The following is a 21,000-nucleotide window of genomic DNA, read 5'->3' on the forward strand; positions in this document are numbered from 1 at the left end:
CGCACGGAGGCCGAGCAACACTGGACAAGCGTGCGGAGTGTAAACCGAAGGTAGAGCGATAAGGCGGAGACTTCCGCCTTATCGGCTGCTGTCACATTCTACTATTTTCGTTTGGATATTTGCACGACTCTCTTGCGTATGGGTTCGGTATGGATCGAACGAACCCGCTGACGCGGGAGAGGTGAGGCTATTGGCGTGAATGGTCTCCTTATCAAAAGTTTGGTTGCCGAGGCCAAACCTTTGATAAGGGGACGATCCGATGACCGATGTCACGCTCGCGGTGAGCTCGCTGCGCCGCCGTATGATTGACGATTTGGCGCTTCGCAACCGGTCGCCAGCCACACAACGAACCTATCGTTACGCAATCGCCAAGTTCAGCCGGTATTTTGACTGATCACCGGATCAACTGATAAGCCTCCCCCACTGAAGTCGTCCGCCGTTATGATTAGAGCGTTTCGGTTTTGCACCTGCCCCCAACGTTAGGCCACCCGGGTCTGGAAAATCCGGGCTCTTGCACGCTGGCGGGCCGGATGGCGGGGAAAGGTCAGTATGCCAAACGAAATTTTTCAGCTCAACATGTGGCGACGTACTGGTCTGCAACCGTCACCGGAGTTATCGTTGAGCCATACTAACAAAGACTGCCAAGCCAGCCTGCGCCGGATATCCGTAGACATACTGAAGCTGCCGGTCTAGATACACATTGCATGCAATCCAATATTTCTCATCGACCCGACCAAATCAAAAAACTCACCTCGACTGAGAGGATACGGGTTACGCTCGCGGATGAGATTGTCCGGGGTGTGATTGGCCCTGGTGTCGTTCTGGATGAAACATCCCTCGCGCGACGGTTTGAGGTTTCGAGAACGCCCGTGCGTGAGGCTATTCGTCAGCTCGAGGCTATTGGATTTGTGGACGCCCGGCCACATCGAGGAGCCGTCGTGCCGCATTTTACGCCCGAACGGGTGAACGAAATGTTTCTCGTGATGGCGGAACTGGAGGGGTTGTGTGCAAGGATGGCGGCGGAAAACATGCCGGATGATCAGGCCGGCCGGCTGATCGCTGCGCATGATGCCTGCCGGAGATGTGCCGAAGCTGATGATGTTCCCGGATACTATGATTTTAATGCCGCGTTTCACGAACTCATTTATGTTCTTGGCGGAAACGAGTTTATGTCCGATGTCACCCGCGGAGTGCGCAATCGGCTGCAGCCGTTCCGTCGGGCACAGTTTAGTTCATCCGGTCGCATTCACAAATCGATTGAAGAGCACGCAGCCATAGTCGAGGCAATTCTCAGCCATGATGCGGAGGCGGCCGCACGTCTGGCCAGGGACCACATTCAGTTGGTGCGCAATACGGTGGGTTCGGTCGCTCCGTCATTGCGGGGCTGACGCCAAATCATCAAGGGGACTTTGCCCGCTCGACAGTTTGTTCGAGCGTATCTGCATCCAGGCGCGCCAGCCACCGAATGAGGAAACGTCCTCGGCATCACGTGTGGCAAGTTCCTCGCATAAAAAACCCTTGGCTTCCGTCCCGTCCTCGAGGAACAGCGTGCCGATACCCAACGGGGCAGGGATGTTGGCGACAAAGGTGCCAAACGCCGCGGGGGACAGACCCCAAAGTTCGACATCTATGGCCGTACCGCCCGTTTCTCCGACCCGCAGCAGGCCGGGCTTGGGAGGAGTGGTTTTTGGCAGTTCAAAAAGCCTGTAAACGGGGGCGGTTTTCGTCTTGCGCAGCAGCTGGCCGCCCAGATCAGCAAGTTCGCCATTCAGTGGCATGCCGCTGAGATGGGCGCCCACAACGACCAGTGTGATCGTCTCGGTGTCAGGCCGGGAGGGATGCGATATGTTATTTGTCATTATTTTTGGAAAACCTAATAAAAAGGGGGCCAACCCGCGGCTGGCCCCGGAAACCGAAGTCAGGGTGTCTCAATCTCAAGTCCTTCCCACGCCTTCAGTACGATTTCATCGTTTAGCAAGGTGCCCAGATCGACTGGACCGGCCAGGGCCTTCTGTTCCCCTTCGCCCAATTGCAGGTACGTCATGTAGGTTTCCCATCCATCCGGAAGAAACGTACCATGTGAGCTGACGCTTTCGGGCGCGACGTAGTAGGTCTGAACCAGTTCCCAGAAAGGCTCGGCAACAGGATTGTCGCCAAGGCTGGCAGCCGCATATTTAGTCTTGAGCAGAACGAAGGTCTCATCAGGATTGCTCATGCCCCAGGCCCAGCCCTTGATGACGGCGCGGGTGAATTTGACCAGCAGTTCGGGATCGGATTCGTATGTCTCCTCACGGACGGACAGGGCGTCACCGGGGAAGGTCGCGATCACGTCGGGTGTAATGGACCGTGTCTCAATGCCCTGGGCGGGAATGAGGAGAAGGTCGCGCTTGGCGCCCGCATAGGCCTGGATGCGATCGGTCTCAAAAGAGCGGATTGTGGTTGGGTCGCCCTCTCCGGCAATCACAAGCTTGACGTCGGAACCCTCGGCAAGGCCACTCTCGACGATCGATGCACGTACCATTGGCACCTCGCCTCCAGCGAGGTCGGATACGCCGATGGTTTTACCCACCGTATCTTCCATGGATTGGATCGGGCTGTCTGTTGGCACGACGATGTCAAAGGTGTCAGGATAGTAGACCTGCATGATCGCCTTGAGGAGAAATCCCCGTTGTGCCGCCTGCATGGTTGCTGCCGCGGAGAAGATACCCCACTCCACGTTGCCAGCCGCAAGCTGGCGCGCGGCGTCGGACGACCCCTTGGAGTAGTTTAGCGTGACATCGAGGCCTTCTTCCGCAAAGAAGCCCATCTCCTGAGCGATAAAAATTGGGAAGACCTGAGCCGTGGGACCTCCTTGCGCGGTGACGCCGTCAAACTTGATCAGGTCCTCCGCAGCCAGCGAAGTTGCCGCGGCGGCGAGGCAGCCGCCCAACAGTGCCGTATGAAAGACCCTGCAGAGTCCGGACGGGTGTTTTGTCATTTCGTGTCTCCATTGATTGGGGATTTTCAGCGTCAAAAAGGATTGTTTTGTCGGAACTAAATCAAAGTGAGTTCCAGAAAATCACGCGGTTCTCCATCCACTCGATCAGTTGATAGATGAACAGGGTGAAGAGTGAGAGCAGTATGATGAGGAAAAACACGGCCGGGATATCGAGCTGGAAGTTCATCGCGTAAATGAGATACCCAATTCCGGCAGATGCTCCGACGAACTCGCCGACGATCACGCCCAGAACAGCAAGGGTCCAGCACAGTTTAACGCCGGCCATCATGATCGGCGCGGCATTCGGCAGCAACAGCAGTCTAAACGTCAGCCAGCGGTTGGCGGTCAACGAACGCATGAGCTTGATGGCGTTCGGATCCACGGATGAAAGTCCGGTCAACGTATTCAGGAACATCGGGAAAAAGCACATGACCACGGAAATGGCGATTTTGGATTCCATATCAAAACCGAACCACGTAACGAAAATTGGCGCGAGCACGATCTTGGGTGGGGCCTGAAGTCCGACAAGATAGGGGTAGAGGGTCGCGCGAACGAACGGGAACATGGCGACCAGAATGCCCAGCACCGCTCCTGAACCCATGCCGAGTGAGAAGCCCCAAAAGATTTCCTGCAGCGTGACCCAGACGTTTGGCCAGAAATAATCAGCAGTTACGACCCTTCCGGCCGCCTCCAACGTCGCGATTGGAGTCGGGATAATAAGCGAATGGACAAGACCACCATGAGTTGCCGCAGCCCAGATGATCAGAACGAGGATGCCGAATCCCAGGGCAAGCAAACGGTTTTGAATAAGTTCACGCCGGGCACGACGGCGCTCCTCAACAACGAAGCGTTCGACAGTGTCGACCTGTCGGCTCTCGCCCTTGGGCGCAATTTGGGTTGGTACTGTTTCTGCTATGGTCATCTGTTCGGCCTCAATGATCGACGCCGAGCATGCGGCGGATTTCAAAGACCCGTTCCGAGTATCGTGGGTCACGCATGAGATCGGTGGTGCGGGGGCGGGGCAGGTCGATCTCGAGAATACCTTCGAGCCGTCCCGGTCGGGGCGTCATGACAAAGACGCGGTCGGAGAGAAACACCGCCTCTCCGATATTGTGGGTCACGAAGATGACCGTTTTTTTGGTCGCTTCCCAAATCCTCAGGAGTTCGAGATTCATTGTCTCCCTGGTAAATTCGTCGAGCGCCCCGAAAGGTTCGTCCATCATCAGGACCTGAGGATCATGTGCGAGCAGTCGAGCCAATCCCACGCGTTGCTTCATGCCGCCAGAGAGCTCGTCGGGATAACGTTCCCCAAACCCGTTCAGACCGACCATATTGAGCAGTGCCTCGGTGCGCTCGACCTGATCCGACTTGTCCAGTTTGAGGATTTGGCCTGGAAGGCGGATGTTTTCCCGGATGGTCCGCCACGGAAAAAGTACCGAGGTCTGAAACATCATGCCAACATCAGGACGGGGTGTGGTCACCTGTTCGCCGGAAATGCTGAGTTTGCCGAGGCTCTTTTCCTCTAGGCCGCCGAGTATCGACAGCAGGGTCGACTTTCCACAGCCGGAGGGTCCTACGAGAGATATGAACTCACCCTCGTTGATCCCGAAGCTGATGTCATCTAGCGCAACCAGAGGCCCGGTGGCCGTCGAATATACCTTAGTGATGTTTGTTCCCTGAATAATCTCAGTGGTCATGTGGGCTCCTTGATGTTGCATGCAACTATGCATGCAATCTAAAACTCCGCAATTTTCCGCTTAAGCCTTTTGCTGTATTTCGGGCAAATAAGCTGAAGATGCCTACAAAAAATGCTGGTTTTTTGGGTGATGCGGCAAATTCGAGCAGGTTTGGCGCGCAGTGCCCGTCGTCAGATGATCTGGAACACGAGCGGCTAATGTATAGCGGAGGCTCTGGCTCGTTGATGGTTCAGTCTATGCCGCGGTCTGACGGTGCAGCAAGCGGCGCTTCTTGATCGTCTGCGCTTTGATCTCCTTTCTTCGTTTGAGGATGGCTTCTGCCCTGCCGAGGTAGACATCGGCAGGCGTCAGGTTGCCCAAGCTCTCGTGGTAGCGGTGGTTGTTGTAGTGGTCGACGAAGCCGGCGATGGCCTCCTCGAGCGCACCGGGCAGGTAGTAGTTCTCGAGCAGGATGCGGTTCTTCAGTGTCTGGTGCCACCGCTCGATCTTGCCTTGGGTCTGGGGATGGTTCGGGGCGCCGCGGACGTAGTCCATGCCTTGCTTCTCGAGCCATTCGGCGAGATCACCGGAGATGTAGGACGATCCGTTGTCGCTGAGCAGGCGCGGGCGATGGGCTACCGTTGCGCTGTCGCATCCTGAGGCGGCCAAGGCATCCTCCAGGGTCGATGTGACATCCCCGGCGCGCATCGTTGTGCAGATGCGCCAGGCGACAATGTAATGGCTGTAGTCATCAAGGATGGTCGAAAGGTAGAACCAGCCCCAGCCAATGACCTTCAGATAGGTAAAGTCGGTCTGCCAGAGCTGGTTCGGCCGGGTCGTCTTCTCATGGAACTCATCCGCCGCCTTGATCACCGCGAAGGCCAGGCTCGTGACGAGGTCGTGGGCCTTCAGGAGCCTGTAGACGCTGGCCTCTGAGACGAAGTAGTGCTTCGTATCAGTAAACCGGACGGCCAGCTCGCGCGGCGACAGCTCGGGCGCGTCGAGGGCCAGGTCCACGATCTGACGGCGTACGGCGTCCGGGATGCGGTTCCAGACCCGACCAGGCCGCGAGGGCTGGTCCTCGAGACCGGCCTCTCCCAGGGAGATGTAGCGGTCATACCATCGGTAGAACGTGGTCCGCGGAATGCCGAGCATCTCCAGTGTACGCTTCACCGCGAAGTGCGACCGCTCGACGATGCGGATGTTCTCGAGCTTCTCGGAGGCTGGGTATCTCATGCGTCGCCGTCCCCACCCCCGAGCATGCTTTTTTTGAGCAAGCGGTTCTCGAGCATGAGATCCGCGACCGCCTCCTTGAGCGCCGCCAACTCTGAGCGCAGTTCTTTCACCTCGGGCGCCGTGGCCTCGCGTGTCGTATCGCCCGCAAGCCGCTTCTTCCCGGCCTCGAGGAACTCCTTCGACCAACTGTAATAAAGGCTCGTCGCGATCCCTTCGCGACGACAAAGCTCGGCGATGCTCTCCTCGCCGCGCAATCCCTCCAGCACGATGCGGATCTTCTCCTCCGTGCTGAACTGCCGCCGGGTCTTCCGACGGATGTCTTTGACGACCTTCTCCGCCGCCCCGTGCGATGTCCCGGATCTCTGTCTCATCTTAACTCCTTGACGGTTCAGATGAGCCAGAAATCCTCCGTTACTCAATTGCGCAGATCTGTCCCATGGGTGCTGATGCCGGACAGGGGCGCGCGTGCGATGTCGCGGTCCCGGCACAGGATCGCAGTCCTGACGGTATCGAGGGCTGCCATGGCACAAGCCTGTTCGTAGCGAGCGGCTTCGAGGGTTCTGGCAGGCGCCAGTTCGCGTGCGAGATCTGCCACTTCGATCTGGAATCGGCAGAGTCCCAAGAGCAGGGTTTCCATGGTCTGCGGTGCGATCAGCATCGCCCTCTCCGTCAAGGCCTGGAAGACGAGGTCGCTCATAAGCGTCAACCTATGGGCGATCGTCTTCGCGTCGCACGGGACATGGGTCCGCAACGGGAACAGCAGCAAAGATCTGGAGGGGGTGGTTCACAAAGATTCTGGAGAACCGGACGCGGCCAGCGTCGGCGCCAGTGAAAGCCGGTGGGGCGATATTCGAGGTGGTGCTGAGTCCTGTTTCGACGATGCACTTCCGATCTTCTCCGCGCGCCTGTGCCAAGCGGAGTGACAGGAAATGTGCCAGAATCGGGTATTCTCCGACACTTTCGGCGAAAATCGTTCTGAAACAGGAAATTACGTCAGATTGGCTCCGGCGGTAGGGTTCGAACCTACGACCAATTGATTAACAGTCAACTGCTCTACCACTGAGCTACGCCGGAACTCGTCACCTGACGAGGGCTGCGTATAGCAAAGCCATTTTTGGACGTCCAGAGCATTCTTCGGCAATTTCTGCTCGTTCCCTGACGTTTTTTCGCCCTACACGTTTGGTCGAACTGGTTGCAATCACCGCGGCACGTGCCAGATCCTTGGTAAGCGCCATGGATTTCGTATCCAAACTGCGAGAGTGCAAACGGGAGGTTCTGGTGGTCTCGACAAGAAGGCCGGGCGGCACGTTACCGGCAACAGATGTTGCCCGGTTCCTGGAGAAAGCCCGGTCTCACGCCATTGACGATTCGTCTCTCGGTAGTGGTCGTCTCATTTTCGCCCTCGATGCGACAATGAGCCGACAGCCGACGTGGGATCTGGCGTGTTCTCTGCAGTACGATCTTTTCGATGCCGCGTCGAAGAACGGGAACCTCCATGTGAAACTCGCCTATTTTCGGGGGCAGGCTGAAGCGCGCGCCTCACGATGGTTCTCCGACCCCGCAAGCCTGAAGGCCGCAATGGCTCGGATCTCGTGCCAAGGTGGTCTCACCCAGATTTCCCGGATCCTCGACCACGCAGTCGAGGAGAGTAAGACCGCCCCGCTCTCGGCCATGGTTTACGTTGGGGACACATGCGAGGAGGACGTGGACCAACTCTGCGGACGGGCTGGCGAACTTGCCTTGCGAAACACGCGGGCATTCATGTTTCTGGAAGGCGACAATCGGCAGGCCGAGCAGGCATATCGGGAAATCGCAAGGATTACCGGTGGCGTCTTCCTGCGCTTTGATCCCGCTGCGGCGGAGAAACTTCGAGCATTGCTCTCCGCTATTGGCACCTACGCGACAGGTGGAAGGGCTGCACTCGAGGCGCGCGATACGCGGGAGGCAAGGCTGCTGCTGGAGAACCTCAGGCGATGACTGCTTTGTTGCCATGGGTGGGCGGAGCGATCCTGGTGACCGTGCTCACGCTGCTGATGGTGCGATTGCCGCCGCGAAGGGCGCTCGCCGTGCTGGTGTTGGCCTTAGCTGCTGTCCTGGTGGCAGTTCGACAATTCGCACTTGCGCTGCCTCTCGGCCTGCTCGCATTTTCGCTTTGGCAGAAAGGAGGATCAGCCCAAGGCTCGAGTTCTCCGGCACCCGGACAGACATCCGATGTTTCGACCGCCTGGTTCGAAATGACGCTCGATCACGACAGCGGTAGAATTGACGGGAGAATACGGCAGGGGGATTTCGAGAACCGGCTCTTGTCCGATCTTTCGCTCGTCGAACTCCGCGCACTCTGGGCTGAAATAGAGACCGGAGGGGACAATGAGAGCCTGTCGTTGCTCGAGGCTTACATCTCACGGCACAGATCCGATGAAGCAAGGCCCGATGAGAGCGACGCGCGGCAGGACCCGCCACCATACGGGTCAGAGCCGGACATGCCGGTGGAGGAAGCCTATCGGGTGCTCGGTCTGGAACCCGGGGCCGACACGGATGAAATCCGCGCAGCTTATCACCGGTTGATCCGGAAGGTTCATCCCGACAACGGCGGATCGAGTGCGCTTGCCGCGCTCATCAACGCTGCACGGCAGAGGCTCGATCCCGGATCCAGCCAGAACTCCCCCCGCGATTGAGGTGCCTGGAGATGTTCGGACCGTTGCGGTTGGTTGCTAGCGGATCGCCGTGACGTCGTTTGCAGCAACGGTCACGCCGCCCGACGCGATCAGCGAAGCTCCATCTTCCGTCAACCGCACCTCGTCGATGGCAGAGAAGACCTTGCCTCTCTGCGTGGAAATGACCGTGCCATCGGTTGCCGAGGACTCGAGCTGGAAGGAGTAGAGCCCGTGGTCGGCTGCCGTTCCTGAACTCCGAGTTCCGTCCCACGTCAGGGTGGTTGCGCCACCATTCGCGGCCTGGCGCGCGACAATCGTGCCAGTCGCATCGCGGACGACAAGCACTGCACTGTGAGCGCCATCGACAGCATCAACCTCGACTTCCACCGGCGTGCCGGAATATTGAGCATAGCCCCCTTCGACCAGCACTTCCTTCCCGATCCAGGCGGCCACTTCACCAGCCTGACCAACGCCGAGCTTTTCCGAAAGTGCGGAAAGCGTATCGTTGGTCAGAATCTGCTGCTCGACCGCGGAGAAGCTGGCAAGCTGTGCAACGAATTCGGTGTTGCTCGTCGGCTCGAGGGGATCCTGGTTGTTCATCTGAGCCGTCAGAAGCTGAATGAAGGTATTGAAGTCACCTGTCAGGGCATTGGCGGCGGCGCTTTCGCTTGCACTGGCGGCGGACGCAGAGCTCTGACTGGTGGTCGATGTGGAGGCCGCTGACGTTGAATTCACATCCATTGCATGACTCCTGTTCTCAAGGCCTGGGGGGAACTCACAGCCGGATGTCCAGCGAAGTCAGGCCGGTCGTCTGGCTGTAGCGTTGCGGGGTGGTCTCAGGTCGAGGCGATACGTCTGGCAGCGTGTCATCGCCCGATGTGGGCGAAAGATGCGCCTGGTGCGCGTTCTCATCCGAGCGTTCGCCGGTCTCGTTTCCACCGGTGAAGTCCAGTGAGATCGAATTGAACCCGGCCTCTTCAAGATCCCTGGTAAGCACATCGGAATTGCGCCGCAGAAGATCCTGGGTTTCCGCCCGTTCCGCCATGACAACAGCGCGCACGCCATCTTCCGAGGTCTGCAGCTGGATCTGGACGCGGCCCAGCTCTGCCGGATCGAGACGAACTTCGACTTGTCCATTTTGCGCCGAGCTCACGGCTACGGAGAGCTGCTGGGCGACTGTCTGGGGGCGCGCGGTCGTGGCAGATTGCATTTCCGCGGTGCGGGTGCTCAAGGCACTGGTCGCCTCTGCGCCGAGCCGCCAGGATGGAGACCGACCCGATTCAAGATTGATCGTTTGCTCGAAGGAGCGGCCTTCATTTGAAAGGGCAGGGGTGACTTCGGGCTGAGCGGCAGCCGGGTTTGCCGAAACAGTGGGCCCCGCGGGAGCGGGTCGTGCCTCGGTCGGAGAACTCGCGCTCGGTAGTGCCTGCCGGGGTTCGGCCACAGCCTCATCCCGCGGCCGTGCGGAACTCTCCGCTCCGGCCTTCTTCTCGGCTTCGACTGTCACGGCAGCTTGCATGATCGTGGCTTGACCGCCCTGAGCGGGAGCGCGCGCCAATGTGGCGCTGTTGGCTGCCTTCACGTCCGTTGCCGGTGTCCGGGCCTGCACTTCCACGTCCAGAGGCATTTCGACGTCGGACGTAGTGGCCCCGACAACCCGAGCAACCTCGGAAACACTGCCGGAAGATGCGACCGTTTGAGGTGTAACGGGATCGATCTGTCGCGGTGCATGATCCATGGCGCGTGGCAGGTCCTGAGACACGGTAGAGGATCTGGCTTCAGCAGTGACCGGCGCATTCAAAAGCGTTGCGTCTTGCGACTTTTCAGACTGGCCCACTACTGCCGAAGTTTCACTCGCCGCTGTTGCCCTATCCGGGCCCCTACTGGCATCGCCTGTCTGGTCGTTCGGTTTGGAGCCATCGACTTCTTCGACGGTTGTCTCGCTGCTTGCAATCGAGGGCCATTCCGTTTCGACACCCTCGGATTGCCGGCTGATCTGTTCGGTCTGCACGTTCCTCGAAAGCAATTGCGCAGGTGGCGTTTCGCTCGCGACTTGTGACGTCTGGAGCCGAGCTTCGGACGGAACGGGTTGCGATATGGTTTCAGTACCCAAGCGTTGAGCGGGGGGCGACGGAATCTCTTCCGCTGGTGTTTCCGGCGCTGAGGCTAGGGTTTCCGGCACAACGGGTGAGCTTTCCGGCACTATGGCTGGACGTTCCGGTGTTACGGCGGGGCTTTCCGGCGCTGACTTATCGCCGGCCGAAGCCGAGACCTTTTCCGCATCCATTGCGGCCAACCCAAAGGACGGAAGAGTAGGCGCTTCACCGGGCTGTGCAATCACCTTAACCGCCGCCGCCCGGTGCGCATGACTATTGGCAGGAGAAGGACGCCGTGGTCCGTCCTGCTGCAGCTCCGCATCGGGTGCTTGCAGTTCTGTCTCGAAATCGATCGAGCTCTTGGACGTATCGTCACCGGCCTTGCCGGATTTGGGGCTCTCCGCGCCAGAGGAGGGCGACGCTGGACGTCCCAAGGCAAACATATCCGTAGGGGTCATCAGGACTCCGTCACATGGGGTGCCCCTGTTTTTGTTCCAATCCCTTACGATTTATTTACCGCATACGGCCAAAACTGACCTCAATTTAACTCAACAGCCGTCGAGGCCGACCTGTGGAACTGACACCGCCCCAGCCGATACTGCCACTTGAGGGACCGGCGGCCTCGCCGGTTTCGGACCTTGACCCTGACGCACAGCTTCGAAAGACGGCCCAGGATTTTGAAGCCGCCTTTCTTTCGGAAATGCTGAAATACACGGGCATCAATGCCGCTCCGGAAGAGTTTAGCGGAGGATACGGCGAAGATGCCTTCGCGAGCCTCATGACACAGGAATACGCACGAATCCTTGCCGAGTCCGGTGGGATCGGCCTGGCAGAACAGATTTTCGAGTCACTCAAGGAAAGAACGGCGACAGAATGATTACAGAAGCCCTGACATCTTCCCGCTACTCCAAGATTCTCCGGATGCTTGATGAGGAGCGGCAACTTCTGCTCTCGGGTCCTCTCGACAAGCTTCAGGCGCTCGTATCCTCGCGGGAAGCCGCAATGAATGAACTTCTGAGTTCGGGCGCGAGCCTGCCTGAAGCCTTCATCGTTGCATTGAAGGCCCGCGCGGAGCGGAACGGTCGGTTGCTGCGCGCCAGCATCGACGGAATGAAATCCGCACGCGCCCAGATCGAGGAGATCAACAAGCAGACCGACGAGCTGCGCACGTATACTGCCGACGGGACACAGGTCCGTGTCTCTCGTACTCAGGGAACGCGAGATACACGTGCCTAAGGCAAGAGCCCTGCTACCGGAAACAGGGCGGTTTCGTTTCGTTCCGTTCGACTATTGCTTCACCGCTTCAGACGGAAACGCCGGCTGAAACGACCTTGCGCCCGGTCATCAAGCCAGGCGCATTTCCGGCACATCCGCGGGAACAATAAGCTTGGCAGCGGTTTTCGAGACGATCTCGTCGATCTCCACTCCTGGACCGCGCTCCCGCAGCATGAGCCCGGCATCGGTGGGCTCGATTACCGCAAGCTCCGTGACGATCAACGTTATACGTCTCGCCGCGGTAAGGGGCAGGGTGCATTCAGGAACGATTTTCGGGCTACCCTTGGCACTGTGAACCATAGCGACAATGACGTTCTTTGCTCCGGCAACGAGATCCATGGCTCCGCCCATACCCGGGACCATCTTGCCCGGGACCATCCAATTGGCGAGATAGCCTCTCTCGTCGACCTGGAGCCCCCCCAGCACGGTCATGTCGAGGTGCCCGCCTCGTATCAGTCCGAAACTCATCGCGCTATCGATCGATGCAGCTCCCGGCACGGCGGTGACAAATCCTCCGCCAGCATCCGTCAGGTTTGGATCTTCCATACCCTCCGGAGGGCGCGATCCAAGGCCGATCACGCCGTTTTCTGCCTGGAAGAACACGTGCACGGATTCGGGCAGAAAATTGGCGACCATACTCGGAAGCCCGATTCCGAGGTTCACGAGTTGCCCCTCCCGGATCTCGAGGGCGACCCTCCTGGCGATGACCTCTTTCGGACTCATGGGCTTCTGGGATTTTTTGTCCATGATTGTCATCACGAAGCTCTTTCAAGCATGTAATCAACGAGAATGCCGGGCGTCTTGACCGCATCGGGCGGAATGGCTCCGACAGGGAGAATATGATGCGGTTCGGCAATCACCGTATCGGCGGCCAGAGCCATGATCGGATTGAAGTTATGGGCAGTGAGGGAATACTCGAGGTTCCCGACGTAATCGGCTTGCTGAGCGTTCAGCAGCGCAAAGTCGCCACGGATCGGCTTTTCGAGGAGGAAGGGTTTGCCGTCCACTTCGATGATGTCCTTTCCGTCTTCGACCGGCGTGCCGATTCCGGTCCGCGTCAGCACACCTCCGAGGCCCACTCCCCCCGCGCGGATCCGCTCGACCAAGGTTCCCTGTGGAACGAGTTCCACTTCGATGTCGCCCTTGATCATCTTGGCCTGCGTCTCGGGATTGAGGCCAATATGCGAAGCCACGACGCGGGACACCTGTCCGGAAGTGATGAGTTTGCCTATCCCCTTGCCGGGCATCGCGGTGTCATTTGCGACCACAGTCAGGTCGCGGACATTGCTCGACACGATTGCATCGATCAATCGATGAGGGGAGCCCACCCCCATGAAACCTCCGATAAGAAGAACGGCACCATCCGTTATCTTTTCAGCCGCAGCATCGGGCGATATGGCAATTTTCATAGTCTTTTCCCAACTTCCTCCGGACCATCGCCAATTGTTTTCATAGTCACGCGGACGCAAGCAGCTTTTTCGCCGCACGCGCTATGACGATTTCCTCATTCGTCGGAACCACCAGAACGTGGGTTCGGCTGAACGTGCCGTTGATGCGGCGCTCGTTTGCCTCGTTGCGCTCCCGATCCAGTTCGATTCCTATCCAGTCCAGGCCGTCACAGATCCGGCTTCGGATATAGCGCGAGTTCTCTCCGATCCCGCCACAGAACACCAAGGCGTCAAGTCCGCCGAGTGCGGCCGCCAATCCGCCCAGTTCTCGGCGACACCGGAAGACGAAATAGTCGATAGCCTCTTTTGCCTCGGGCGTTCCTGCCGCTTCCAATGTCCGCATGTCATTGGAAAGACCGGAAATCCCGAGCAGGCCCGATTCCTTGTAGAAGAGATCCCGAACCTCGTCGATCGTCTTTCCTTCCTGCTGAACCATGTAGAAAATGACACCGGGATCGATCTGACCAGTTCTGGTGCCCATCGGCAAACCGTCCAGTGCCGTGAACCCCATGGTGGAGACGACGGACCGTCCATTGAGCATGCCGCACATGGACGCGCCATTTCCGAGGTGAGCGATCACAACGCGCCCTTCGCAGAGCAAGGGCGCAAAACTCTTGAGTTCGCCGGACACGTATTCATAGCTCAGGCCATGAAACCCGTATCGGCGCACGCCCTTCTCGTAATACTCGCGAGGCAGGGCGAACTCATCGTTCACTTTGGGCTGGTGCCGGTGGAACGCCGTATCGAAGCAGGCCACTTGGAGTGCCTGGGGAAACGCCTCCAAGGCAGCTTCGATGCCCGAGATATTGTGAGGCTGGTGAAGCGGCGCGAAGGGCGAGAGCGCGCGAAGTTCGCCCAGAACCCCCGGAGTCACGACCATCGGTTCGGAATACCTGGGCCCACCGTGAACCACCCGATGACCAACCGCCTCCGCATGCAGGTTGGTGATACGTTCGCGCAGCAGGTCTAGGACAGTATCGAGTGCCGACTTGTGATCACGCGCCTCCTCAGCGCTGAGGTCCCTCTGGATCTTTCCATCGAGGTCACCGAAATCCGCCTTGATCCGGGGCTGGCCCCCAATTCGTTCCACGAGACCTGCGGCTATCTCCTTTGGCGCATCGGAAATCTCGAAGACGCCAAACTTCAGCGAAGACGAACCTGCATTCAGGGTAAGTGCAATCGGCATACTCATTCGGCGGCCAGTTTCTCGATATCGCGGCCAGACATGCGCGCATGGTGGATGGCAGCGACGGCGCAGGAAGCCAGTCTGGCCATGTCGTCATCGGCCCGCGAGGTCAGGATGATCGGGCAGGAGGCCCCCATGACAAGCCCGGCGGCTTCCGCCTTGGCGATATAGGTGAGCTGTTTCGCGAGCATGTTGCCTGCATCGAGATCCGGCACGACCAGAACCTCGGCGCGGCCAGCAACATCCGACTTTATCCCTTTCGTCCGAGCTGCCGCGAGATCGACCGCGTTGTCCATGGCGAGCGGCCCTTCGACCAGTCCGCCGGTGATCTGACCACGATCTGCCATCTTGGAAAGAAGCGCGGCGTCGACCGAAGACGGTATCGCGGGGTTCACGGTTTCCACCGCGGAGAGAACACCGACCTTGGGAACCTGGATGCCGATCGAAATCGCAAGATCAATGGCGTTCTGCACGATGTCGATCTTGGTCGGGAGGTCCGGGGCAATGTTGATTGCAGCATCCGATACGATCAGGGGATGCGGCATGCCTGGCACATCAAGGACGAAGACATGGGTGAAGCGCCGCCCCGCGCGAAGCCCGGTCTGCTTGTTCAGTGCGGCCCGAAGCAGATCGTCCGTATGCAAATGACCCTTCATGAGCGCCTTCGCCCGACCGGCCCTGACCAGTTCGACCCCGGCATTCGCGGCTTCAGCGTGGCTGTTGATCTCGATCATCTCGAAACCGGATATGTCCGCGCCCAACTCTGATGCGGCGGCAGAGATCTTGTCCCGGTTCCCAATCAGGATCGGTGAAATGATCGTGCGCTTCGCGGCCAGGATTGCGCCGCCGAGCGAGTTCGGCTCCTCCGGGCAAACGATGGCCGTCGGTATGGGCGGAAGCGGTTCCGCCATCCTGATCAGGGCATCGAAATGGCGATGGCGTTGAACCACCAGTCCCGGAAGGTCATGGTCGTCCTGCGTGATCTTCTCCGTGGGCGCGACGACTACGGCCTCGCCACGGACAATCTCGACGTCATCCGCTGCGCGGCGGACGTGCGTCGCGAAGACGACCGTGCCATCTTCGTTCTTCGCCGTCAGCATGACCTTGATGACAAGCTCATCCCCTGCATGCGCCCGGCCGACGAAGTCGAAGTGCTGCGAACAGTAGAGCGTTCCAGGCCCCGGGAGAATATTGCCCAGTACTGCGGAAACGATAGAGCCGCACCACATGCTTGGCGCGACGGGTTCTTCGCGTTCACCGCCTTCCCGGTCCGTATCGGGTAGATGCATCGGGTTGTGATTGCCGGAGGCGACCGCAAAGATATAGAAGTCATCTACAGTGCAAACGCGGTGCAACTCATAGCTGTCGCCGATCTGCAGTTCGTCATAAGTCTTGTTTTCAGTAATCATTGTGCTGCTGTCCCGAATTCGGAATTGCCACCCTCCGAGGCTAGAGGATCATCGAGCACGTCGACTATGGTCGTGTCCAGCCCGAGCACTTCACGGAACCTCCGGAGGAGTTCGAACGTATGCGGGGCCATTTCGTCTATGGGACCAGGTACGAACTGCACCACCTTCACCGCGAGTTCGCGAGATGCTGCATCAGGGAACAGGCTGGGCAGGGACTCGATGGCCTTTTCCGGCTCATAGGTTGCGATCAATGTCTGCTCGTGAATGATACGTGCACGCTCCTCCATCGACAGTGACATGAACGGCTCATCCTGGGTGAGAACCCGGGCGGAGCGCTCAAGCCGATCACGACGAACCGTCCCGCGCGATTCCGAGAGAAGGATCAGCATTCGGACCACCCCCTCGACGAAACCACCAGACGAAATATGAGCAAGTGCCGATTGCACTTCAGGGAGGAATCGTAGCTGTTCTGGGGTCTTCAGGGTCCGGCGGGTCGAATTCCGCTTGCCATAACGACGTGCCCAGGGCGTGTTCCAGACCGAGTAGAACATCATCTCATAGGCCGCATCGCGCAGGTCGCGGAACATGTCGAGTTGCTGGGTATACAGATCCGCGAAAATTTGTTCCGCCTGGGCGAAAGGGTTCTCAGGAGCACAGGGAGTACGATTTCCAGCTGTCGTTTGGGCGGCACTCTGCAGCTGAGCCATGAGGGGATTCCGGCTCGACATCATGCTGCGCTGGAGCCTCAGCGGATGCATGACCCGGGAGATCTCCGCCATGGGCGGCGTGACTGTGGCCTGCACAACGGGGCGTACCCACGTATCATACAGTTCGGACTGGATCTCGGACAGCCTTGCCACGGCACCAAAAGCCTCTTCATCCTCCCTTCCGTCGTCGATCTTGTTCAGGTCATCAAAGGTGCGTTCCGCGAAGCTTACCGTGTATTCGTGGCCGGTCGGGCCTCTGTTTTCCACGGTGTCGATCTGCATCTGATAAAGCCCCGGTGCCAGGGCCTCGATCGTCTTCAGGGTCGACGCGACTTCGGTATGCTCCTTCTTGGCGATCTTGGAAGAAACGAAAATTCCGAGGTGCCCGACCTGGTCGTGGAGGACATAGACAATACGTTGCCCCCGGATCCGGATTTCATCCACGCTCGCGTAGGTATCGGTGATCCAGTTGAGGGCCTGCTGAGGCGGGGTGATGTTGTCTCCGTGGCTGGCAAAGCAGATGACGGGCGCACGGGTCTTCTTGATGTCGATGGGCCGGCCGGTCTCGAGGAAAGCTTCGTTCCGGGTCAACTTGTTGCCAACAAAAAGCTGTTCGACGATCCAGTGGATTTCCGCCTCGTTGAGAAGGAAGTATCCTCCCCACCATTTCTCGAACTCGAGGAAGCGTTTCCGGCCTGTGTCGATCGTCGTGAAGACGTCGTAATACTTGCGGAAAAAGTTTCGGCTCGGGTTCAGCATCTCGAAGTTGGAGACGAGATGCGCCCCGTCGAAAACTCCGGCCCCAAGATCGGAAAAGAACAACGGCATCCATGTGCCACCCAGGACGCCGCCATTGTAGCGCATCGGGTTCGTGCCAACTTCCCCTGACCATGTTGCCACAGGTGCACCGCTCAGAACGATCGGACCGACAATATCTGGATTGGTCGCGGCCAGAACCAATGTCGCCCAACCGCCCTGGCAGTTTCCTACAACCACCGGTTTGGGGCTCTCCGGGTGTCGTCTGGCAACCTCCCTCACAAACTCGGCCTCAGCCTGCGTGACGCTCGCAAGCGTCTGACCCGGTTCCGGCATGCGGCGAAAGCTCACGAAATAGACCGGATGACCGTCACGCAGTGCCACACCAACCTGACTGTCGGGTTTGAAACCGCCAATACCAGAACCATGACCTGCGCGCGGATCCACGATTACATATGGCCGCTTTGCATCGATCACTTCGATGCCGCGTGGCGGGATAATGCGGAGCAATTGATAGTTGCACGGGTTCGGCAGATCCGCACCATCCACGATGATTTCGTAGTCGTAGACGAGAACCGGCGGACAATCGGCAGCCTCGTGATCCAGAAAGATGTCACCGCGCTCGCGCAAGGTATCCATGAAGAGGACCGTTCTTTCCCCGCGATCCCGCAAATAGGAAAGCCAGTCCTGTACGAGATCCCCGCCAGCCCGCTCCGTGGCTGTCATGCTACGGGTGCATTCGACCAGATTGTCGATCGTCTTCTGGGTTCTTTCGGAATGCGTACGCGCGATGTTCGAACTGTGTCGCGTTGAGGAACGCATCAAGAGTTCGCCTGCGTCATTCAGGTCATGGAACCCCGTTGCGAAGTGTTCGAGCCCTTCGCCCGGCGAACTTGTGAACTGTTCATAGAAAGACCGGGCAAACTCCTCGGCCTTCCTGAAATTCGGCGCTGAGCGGTCCATTTTTGTCTCCATCAACCTACGATGCTGTATCCGCCGTCAATCGGATGAACTCCCCCCGTAAGGTTGCTTGCTTCCTTGCTTGCGAGAAATACCGAGTAGGCCCCGACATCCTCGATCGTGGCGAGCATGTGGGTCGGCGCGCGGCTGGCCGCTGCGTTGAGAAGGTCATCGAACTCCTTGATCCCAGACGCCGCCCGAGTCTTCAAAGGCCCGGGAGACAGGGCATGCACCGAAATTCCCTTGGACCCCAGTTCGGCTGCAGCGTAGCGAACGACCGATTCAAGGGCAGCCTTGACCGGCCCCATGACGTTGTAGTGTTCAACAACCTTTTCGGAACCGTAGAAACTCACTGTCATGCAGGTTCCGCCACTCGGCATGAGTGGCTCGGCAAGACGGATCATCCTCAGAAAGGAATGCACCGATACGTCCACCGCGATGCCGAACCCCTTTGCCGAGCAATCGACCACGCGACCGTGCAAATCCTCCTTGGGGCAGAAGGCAATCGAATGCAGGATGGTATCGATCCTACCCCAACGGGACCTGATCTCCTCGAATACGGTCTCGAGCTGACCGTCTTCCGTGACATTCAGCGGCATGAAGATTTCCGCACCGAGTTCTTCTGCTATCGGCGCAACATGCGGCTTGGCCTTTTCGTTCAGGTAGGTGATCGCAATTTCGGCGCCCGCCTCGCGCATCGCCTTGGCACAACCGTAGGCAATGGATTGATCATTGGCGATACCGACAACTAGAGCCTTCTGACCTTCGAGAGAAAACATTCGCCACTCCGAATCCGGTATACTACCGGGATTAGCCTATGCTGCGTTGCAGCAATATGAAACCCGTCTTTCTTCCGGGTTCGTAATTTTCTTGCGCCCAATGCCGCACAGCCATTTCATTGAACAGCATCCTTATCAAATTGCATGCCAATCGCTGCGCCCGTGTCTTGCGAAACGCGGGCGCATCTTGATGCCATGCGAGTTTTGTGGCGCAAGAATAGAGGTATCCTGCAACAGTATCATGACCCGGAGGGTGAGCCAAAAAGCCAAGAAGGATAGTTATGTTAAATACTATCTCTTTGCCGTCTTGAAGTTCAGCAAGCTGCAATCGCAAACCAATCGACTCGCTTGAAATTTGCAATCATCTGGGGCGATCTCTAGGTTGTCCCGCACCGGTATCTCATGGTGGCAGAACGTGAGATTTCACCACGGTAGAATATTGCAATCTATACGGAAACGCGCAATTTGAACTGGATTATCGCTCATTTCGAAATTGTCTTTGGGGGAACCCTGGCAATTTTTGCCGTGCTGCTTCTGGTCCAGAAGCGCAGGTCGCCGCAGTCGACGGCAGCCTGGTTGCTCTTCGTTTTTCTCGCTCCGTATATTGCTCTTCCCGCCTTCCTGATGTTCGGCGTGCGCAAACCGAAATCTGCACGACAACTCAAGTTCTTCGACAGACCGGAAATGCCGCCTGTTCGCTCTGATCTTGACGAGACGTTCCGCGCTTATGGACTGCCGCCTGCGCAGTCCGGCAATCGGTTCAAGTTACTGACCACCGGCGAAGAAGCGTATGCGGCGCTTCGCGATATGATCCACAAGGCGCAAAGATCGATCGATTCCGAGTTCTATATCGTCGCGAACGATCCGGTCGGAACGGCATTCGTCGAGCTTCTTGTGGATCGCGCTCGAGCGGGTGTCCGCGTTCGGTTGCTCATAGACTATTTTGGCGGTCTTTCGCGCCCGCGGGATGCGCTCAAAAAACTTGAGGAGGCCGGTGGCGAAGTCCTTCTATCGTTACCATTCCTTGGTTTGCCGGGGTCCGGTCGGATCAATTTGCGAAACCACAGAAAGACCCTAATTGTCGACGATTGCTTGGCGTTTGCTGGCGGAATGAACATTGGTCTGGACTATATGTCTCTTGGCGATGGTTCCGCGCCGGCGCAATGGACAGATTTGTCATTCTTGATCGAGGGGCCCGCGGTCGAAGTCTATCGTGAGGTTCTCTTCTCGGATATTCGAGCCGCTCAGCGACACCAAGGAGCGCAAACTGATGCAATCTGCGCTCTTCCGGCGAGCGAGAACGAAGGCGCAATTTTGCAGTCCGTTGCGTCAGGGCCGGACTTCTTCATGGATGCTCTTCACGATGGGATTGTAAGCGCGATATATCGCGCGAGACAGCGGGTTTATATCGTTACGCCCTATTTCCTGCCGACCGATCATCTGTCCCACGCACTTTACATCGCCTGCCAAAGGGGTCTGGATGTCAGGCTGCTGATACCGGAGAAATCCAACCAATCACTCGCCAACCTTGCACGAGGCTCCTACCTCAGAACGTTCAGGGATGTCGGCGGCAGGGTTTTCATGCTCAAAGGTGGCATGATCCATGCCAAAGCCGGGATCATAGATGACCTGGGATGGGCCGGATCCGCCAATTTCGACGTACGATCCATGTATCTCAACTACGAGATCGCAACATTCATCCATGACACCGGGACGTTGCATCACCTGGAAGACTGGATGACATCGCAGTTTGCGCGCTGCGAAGAAGGACTTCCAGATATCAGCTTGCCGCGCAGGATCGCTGAAGGTGCGTTTCGACTTGCGGCCCCCGTCCTTTGAGA

General features: G+C 58.3%; 21 protein-coding genes and 1 tRNA gene. 7 read left to right on the forward strand and 15 right to left on the reverse strand.

Features of this window, described 5'->3' with window-relative positions; all coding sequences use genetic code 11:
- The first annotated feature begins 259 nt into the window (after positions 1–259).
- Positions 260–394 (forward strand): hypothetical protein, encoded by a 135-nt coding sequence (locus ACP15W_RS19160; RefSeq protein ID WP_424934552.1) that lies wholly within the window; start codon positions 260–262, stop codon positions 392–394.
- 310 nt (positions 395–704) lie between these two features.
- Complete coding sequence (locus tag ACP15W_RS19165) at positions 705–1,388, forward strand: GntR family transcriptional regulator (protein WP_424934553.1); 684 nt, start codon at positions 705–707, stop codon at positions 1,386–1,388.
- On the opposite strand, the gene ACP15W_RS19170 is transcribed toward ACP15W_RS19165, so the two are convergent.
- The 7 genes from ACP15W_RS19170 to ACP15W_RS19200 form a co-directional block, all read right to left on the reverse strand.
- Entirely contained in the window at positions 1,374–1,859 is a 486-nt protein-coding gene (locus tag ACP15W_RS19170) for an allophanate hydrolase-related protein (protein WP_424934554.1), read from the reverse strand. The genes ACP15W_RS19165 and ACP15W_RS19170 overlap by 15 nt on opposite strands.
- Before the next feature lie 59 nt (positions 1,860–1,918).
- Positions 1,919–2,977 carry an ABC transporter substrate-binding protein gene (locus ACP15W_RS19175; RefSeq protein ID WP_424934555.1) on the reverse strand — a complete coding sequence of 353 codons (1,059 nt, stop codon included), beginning with the start codon at positions 2,975–2,977 and terminating at the stop codon, positions 1,919–1,921.
- 61 nt (positions 2,978–3,038) lie between these two features.
- Positions 3,039–3,899, reverse strand: coding sequence for an ABC transporter permease (locus tag ACP15W_RS19180; protein WP_424934556.1), 861 nt, complete (start codon positions 3,897–3,899; stop codon positions 3,039–3,041).
- 10 nt (positions 3,900–3,909) lie between these two features.
- On the reverse strand, positions 3,910–4,695 hold the full coding sequence (locus ACP15W_RS19185; RefSeq protein ID WP_424934557.1) for an ABC transporter ATP-binding protein: 786 nt from the start codon (positions 4,693–4,695) through the stop codon (positions 3,910–3,912).
- A 213-nt stretch (positions 4,696–4,908) separates the two neighbouring features.
- A protein-coding gene (locus ACP15W_RS19190) for an IS3 family transposase (RefSeq protein ID WP_424934558.1) occupies positions 4,909–6,260 on the reverse strand; the annotation gives its coding sequence in 2 pieces (ribosomal slippage) (positions 4,909–5,924 and positions 5,924–6,260; 1,353 coding nt in all).
- A gap of 44 nt (positions 6,261–6,304) precedes the next feature.
- Positions 6,305–6,586 carry a hypothetical protein gene (locus ACP15W_RS19195; RefSeq protein ID WP_424934559.1) on the reverse strand — a complete coding sequence of 94 codons (282 nt, stop codon included), beginning with the start codon at positions 6,584–6,586 and terminating at the stop codon, positions 6,305–6,307.
- A gap of 302 nt (positions 6,587–6,888) precedes the next feature.
- Positions 6,889–6,963, reverse strand: a tRNA-Asn gene (locus ACP15W_RS19200).
- A 339-nt stretch (positions 6,964–7,302) separates the two neighbouring features.
- Here ACP15W_RS19200 and ACP15W_RS19205 point away from each other — a divergent pair.
- Entirely contained in the window at positions 7,303–7,866 is a 564-nt protein-coding gene (locus ACP15W_RS19205) for a VWA domain-containing protein (protein WP_424934560.1), read from the forward strand.
- Positions 7,863–8,564 (forward strand): J domain-containing protein, encoded by a 702-nt coding sequence (locus tag ACP15W_RS19210; RefSeq protein ID WP_424934561.1) that lies wholly within the window; start codon positions 7,863–7,865, stop codon positions 8,562–8,564. The genes ACP15W_RS19205 and ACP15W_RS19210 overlap by 4 nt, the downstream gene beginning before the upstream one ends.
- A 36-nt stretch (positions 8,565–8,600) precedes the next feature.
- Here the strand turns inward: ACP15W_RS19210 and ACP15W_RS19215 are convergent, their stop codons facing one another.
- Together ACP15W_RS19215 and ACP15W_RS19220 are read right to left on the reverse strand one after the other, a co-directional pair.
- Complete coding sequence (locus ACP15W_RS19215) at positions 8,601–9,284, reverse strand: flagellar hook capping FlgD N-terminal domain-containing protein (RefSeq protein WP_424934562.1); 684 nt, start codon at positions 9,282–9,284, stop codon at positions 8,601–8,603.
- A gap of 34 nt (positions 9,285–9,318) precedes the next feature.
- Positions 9,319–10,554, reverse strand: a complete 1,236-nt coding sequence (locus ACP15W_RS19220; protein ID WP_424934563.1) for a flagellar hook-length control protein FliK — start codon at positions 10,552–10,554, stop codon at positions 9,319–9,321.
- 656 nt (positions 10,555–11,210) lie between these two features.
- On the opposite strand from ACP15W_RS19220, the gene ACP15W_RS19225 reads away from it, so the two are divergent.
- Both ACP15W_RS19225 and ACP15W_RS19230 read left to right on the forward strand, forming a co-directional pair.
- Complete coding sequence (locus ACP15W_RS19225; protein ID WP_424934564.1) at positions 11,211–11,516, forward strand: rod-binding protein; 306 nt, start codon at positions 11,211–11,213, stop codon at positions 11,514–11,516.
- On the forward strand, positions 11,513–11,875 hold the full coding sequence (locus ACP15W_RS19230) for a hypothetical protein (RefSeq protein ID WP_424934565.1): 363 nt from the start codon (positions 11,513–11,515) through the stop codon (positions 11,873–11,875). The genes ACP15W_RS19225 and ACP15W_RS19230 overlap by 4 nt, the downstream gene beginning before the upstream one ends.
- A gap of 108 nt (positions 11,876–11,983) precedes the next feature.
- Here ACP15W_RS19230 and ACP15W_RS19235 read toward each other — a convergent pair whose 3' ends face one another.
- From ACP15W_RS19235 to fabI, 6 genes are read right to left on the reverse strand one after another with little or no spacing between them, the layout of a single operon-like run.
- On the reverse strand, positions 11,984–12,637 hold the full coding sequence (locus ACP15W_RS19235; RefSeq protein ID WP_424934630.1) for a 3-oxoacid CoA-transferase subunit B: 654 nt from the start codon (positions 12,635–12,637) through the stop codon (positions 11,984–11,986).
- Between the two features lie 32 nt (positions 12,638–12,669).
- Positions 12,670–13,323, reverse strand: a complete 654-nt coding sequence (locus ACP15W_RS19240) for a CoA transferase subunit A (protein WP_424934566.1) — start codon at positions 13,321–13,323, stop codon at positions 12,670–12,672.
- Positions 13,324–13,369: 46 nt separating this feature from the next.
- A complete protein-coding gene (locus ACP15W_RS19245; RefSeq protein ID WP_424934631.1) occupies positions 13,370–14,548 on the reverse strand; it encodes an acetate/propionate family kinase in 1,179 nt (392 codons plus the stop codon).
- Between the two features lie 2 nt (positions 14,549–14,550).
- Positions 14,551–15,957 (reverse strand): bifunctional enoyl-CoA hydratase/phosphate acetyltransferase, encoded by a 1,407-nt coding sequence (locus tag ACP15W_RS19250; protein ID WP_424934567.1) that lies wholly within the window; start codon positions 15,955–15,957, stop codon positions 14,551–14,553.
- Positions 15,954–18,383, reverse strand: a complete 2,430-nt coding sequence (locus ACP15W_RS19255) for an alpha/beta fold hydrolase (protein WP_424934568.1) — start codon at positions 18,381–18,383, stop codon at positions 15,954–15,956. Before ACP15W_RS19255 ends, ACP15W_RS19250 begins: the two co-directional genes overlap by 4 nt.
- Positions 18,384–18,394: 11 nt before the next feature.
- Positions 18,395–19,159 carry an enoyl-ACP reductase FabI gene (gene fabI, locus ACP15W_RS19260; RefSeq protein WP_424934569.1) on the reverse strand — a complete coding sequence of 255 codons (765 nt, stop codon included), beginning with the start codon at positions 19,157–19,159 and terminating at the stop codon, positions 18,395–18,397.
- 465 nt (positions 19,160–19,624) lie between these two features.
- Between fabI and ACP15W_RS19265 the strand changes: the two genes are divergently transcribed.
- The gene (locus ACP15W_RS19265) at positions 19,625–20,998 is read left to right on the forward strand and encodes a phospholipase D-like domain-containing protein (protein ID WP_424934570.1); all 1,374 of its coding nucleotides are present in this window, start codon (positions 19,625–19,627) and stop codon (positions 20,996–20,998) included.
- Positions 20,999–21,000: the final 2 nt, after the last annotated feature.

This window comes from Amaricoccus macauensis (assembly GCF_049800915.1).
Taxonomy (GTDB): domain Bacteria; phylum Pseudomonadota; class Alphaproteobacteria; order Rhodobacterales; family Rhodobacteraceae; genus Amaricoccus; species Amaricoccus macauensis_A.

Bases quoted from the DNA above. Each gene is read 5' to 3' on its own strand.
- ACP15W_RS19160 (WP_424934552.1), top strand. From the start codon at position 260: ATGACCGATGTCACGCTCGCGGTGAGCTCGCTGCGCCGCCGTATGATT.
- ACP15W_RS19165 (WP_424934553.1), top strand. From the start codon at position 705: ATGCAATCCAATATTTCTCATCGACCCGACCAAATCAAAAAACTCACC.
- ACP15W_RS19170 (WP_424934554.1), bottom strand. From the start codon at position 1,859: ATGACAAATAACATATCGCATCCCTCCCGGCCTGACACCGAGACGATC.
- ACP15W_RS19175 (WP_424934555.1), bottom strand. From the start codon at position 2,977: ATGACAAAACACCCGTCCGGACTCTGCAGGGTCTTTCATACGGCACTG.
- ACP15W_RS19180 (WP_424934556.1), bottom strand. From the start codon at position 3,899: ATGACCATAGCAGAAACAGTACCAACCCAAATTGCGCCCAAGGGCGAG.
- ACP15W_RS19185 (WP_424934557.1), bottom strand. From the start codon at position 4,695: ATGCAACATCAAGGAGCCCACATGACCACTGAGATTATTCAGGGAACA.
- ACP15W_RS19195 (WP_424934559.1), bottom strand. From the start codon at position 6,586: ATGAGCGACCTCGTCTTCCAGGCCTTGACGGAGAGGGCGATGCTGATC.
- ACP15W_RS19205 (WP_424934560.1), top strand. From the start codon at position 7,303: ATGAGCCGACAGCCGACGTGGGATCTGGCGTGTTCTCTGCAGTACGAT.
- ACP15W_RS19210 (WP_424934561.1), top strand. From the start codon at position 7,863: ATGACTGCTTTGTTGCCATGGGTGGGCGGAGCGATCCTGGTGACCGTG.
- ACP15W_RS19215 (WP_424934562.1), bottom strand. From the start codon at position 9,284: ATGGATGTGAATTCAACGTCAGCGGCCTCCACATCGACCACCAGTCAG.
- ACP15W_RS19230 (WP_424934565.1), top strand. From the start codon at position 11,513: ATGATTACAGAAGCCCTGACATCTTCCCGCTACTCCAAGATTCTCCGG.
- ACP15W_RS19235 (WP_424934630.1), bottom strand. From the start codon at position 12,637: ATGAGTCCGAAAGAGGTCATCGCCAGGAGGGTCGCCCTCGAGATCCGG.
- ACP15W_RS19240 (WP_424934566.1), bottom strand. From the start codon at position 13,323: ATGAAAATTGCCATATCGCCCGATGCTGCGGCTGAAAAGATAACGGAT.
- ACP15W_RS19245 (WP_424934631.1), bottom strand. From the start codon at position 14,548: ATGCCGATTGCACTTACCCTGAATGCAGGTTCGTCTTCGCTGAAGTTT.
- ACP15W_RS19250 (WP_424934567.1), bottom strand. From the start codon at position 15,957: ATGATTACTGAAAACAAGACTTATGACGAACTGCAGATCGGCGACAGC.
- ACP15W_RS19255 (WP_424934568.1), bottom strand. From the start codon at position 18,383: ATGGACCGCTCAGCGCCGAATTTCAGGAAGGCCGAGGAGTTTGCCCGG.
- fabI (WP_424934569.1), bottom strand. From the start codon at position 19,159: ATGTTTTCTCTCGAAGGTCAGAAGGCTCTAGTTGTCGGTATCGCCAAT.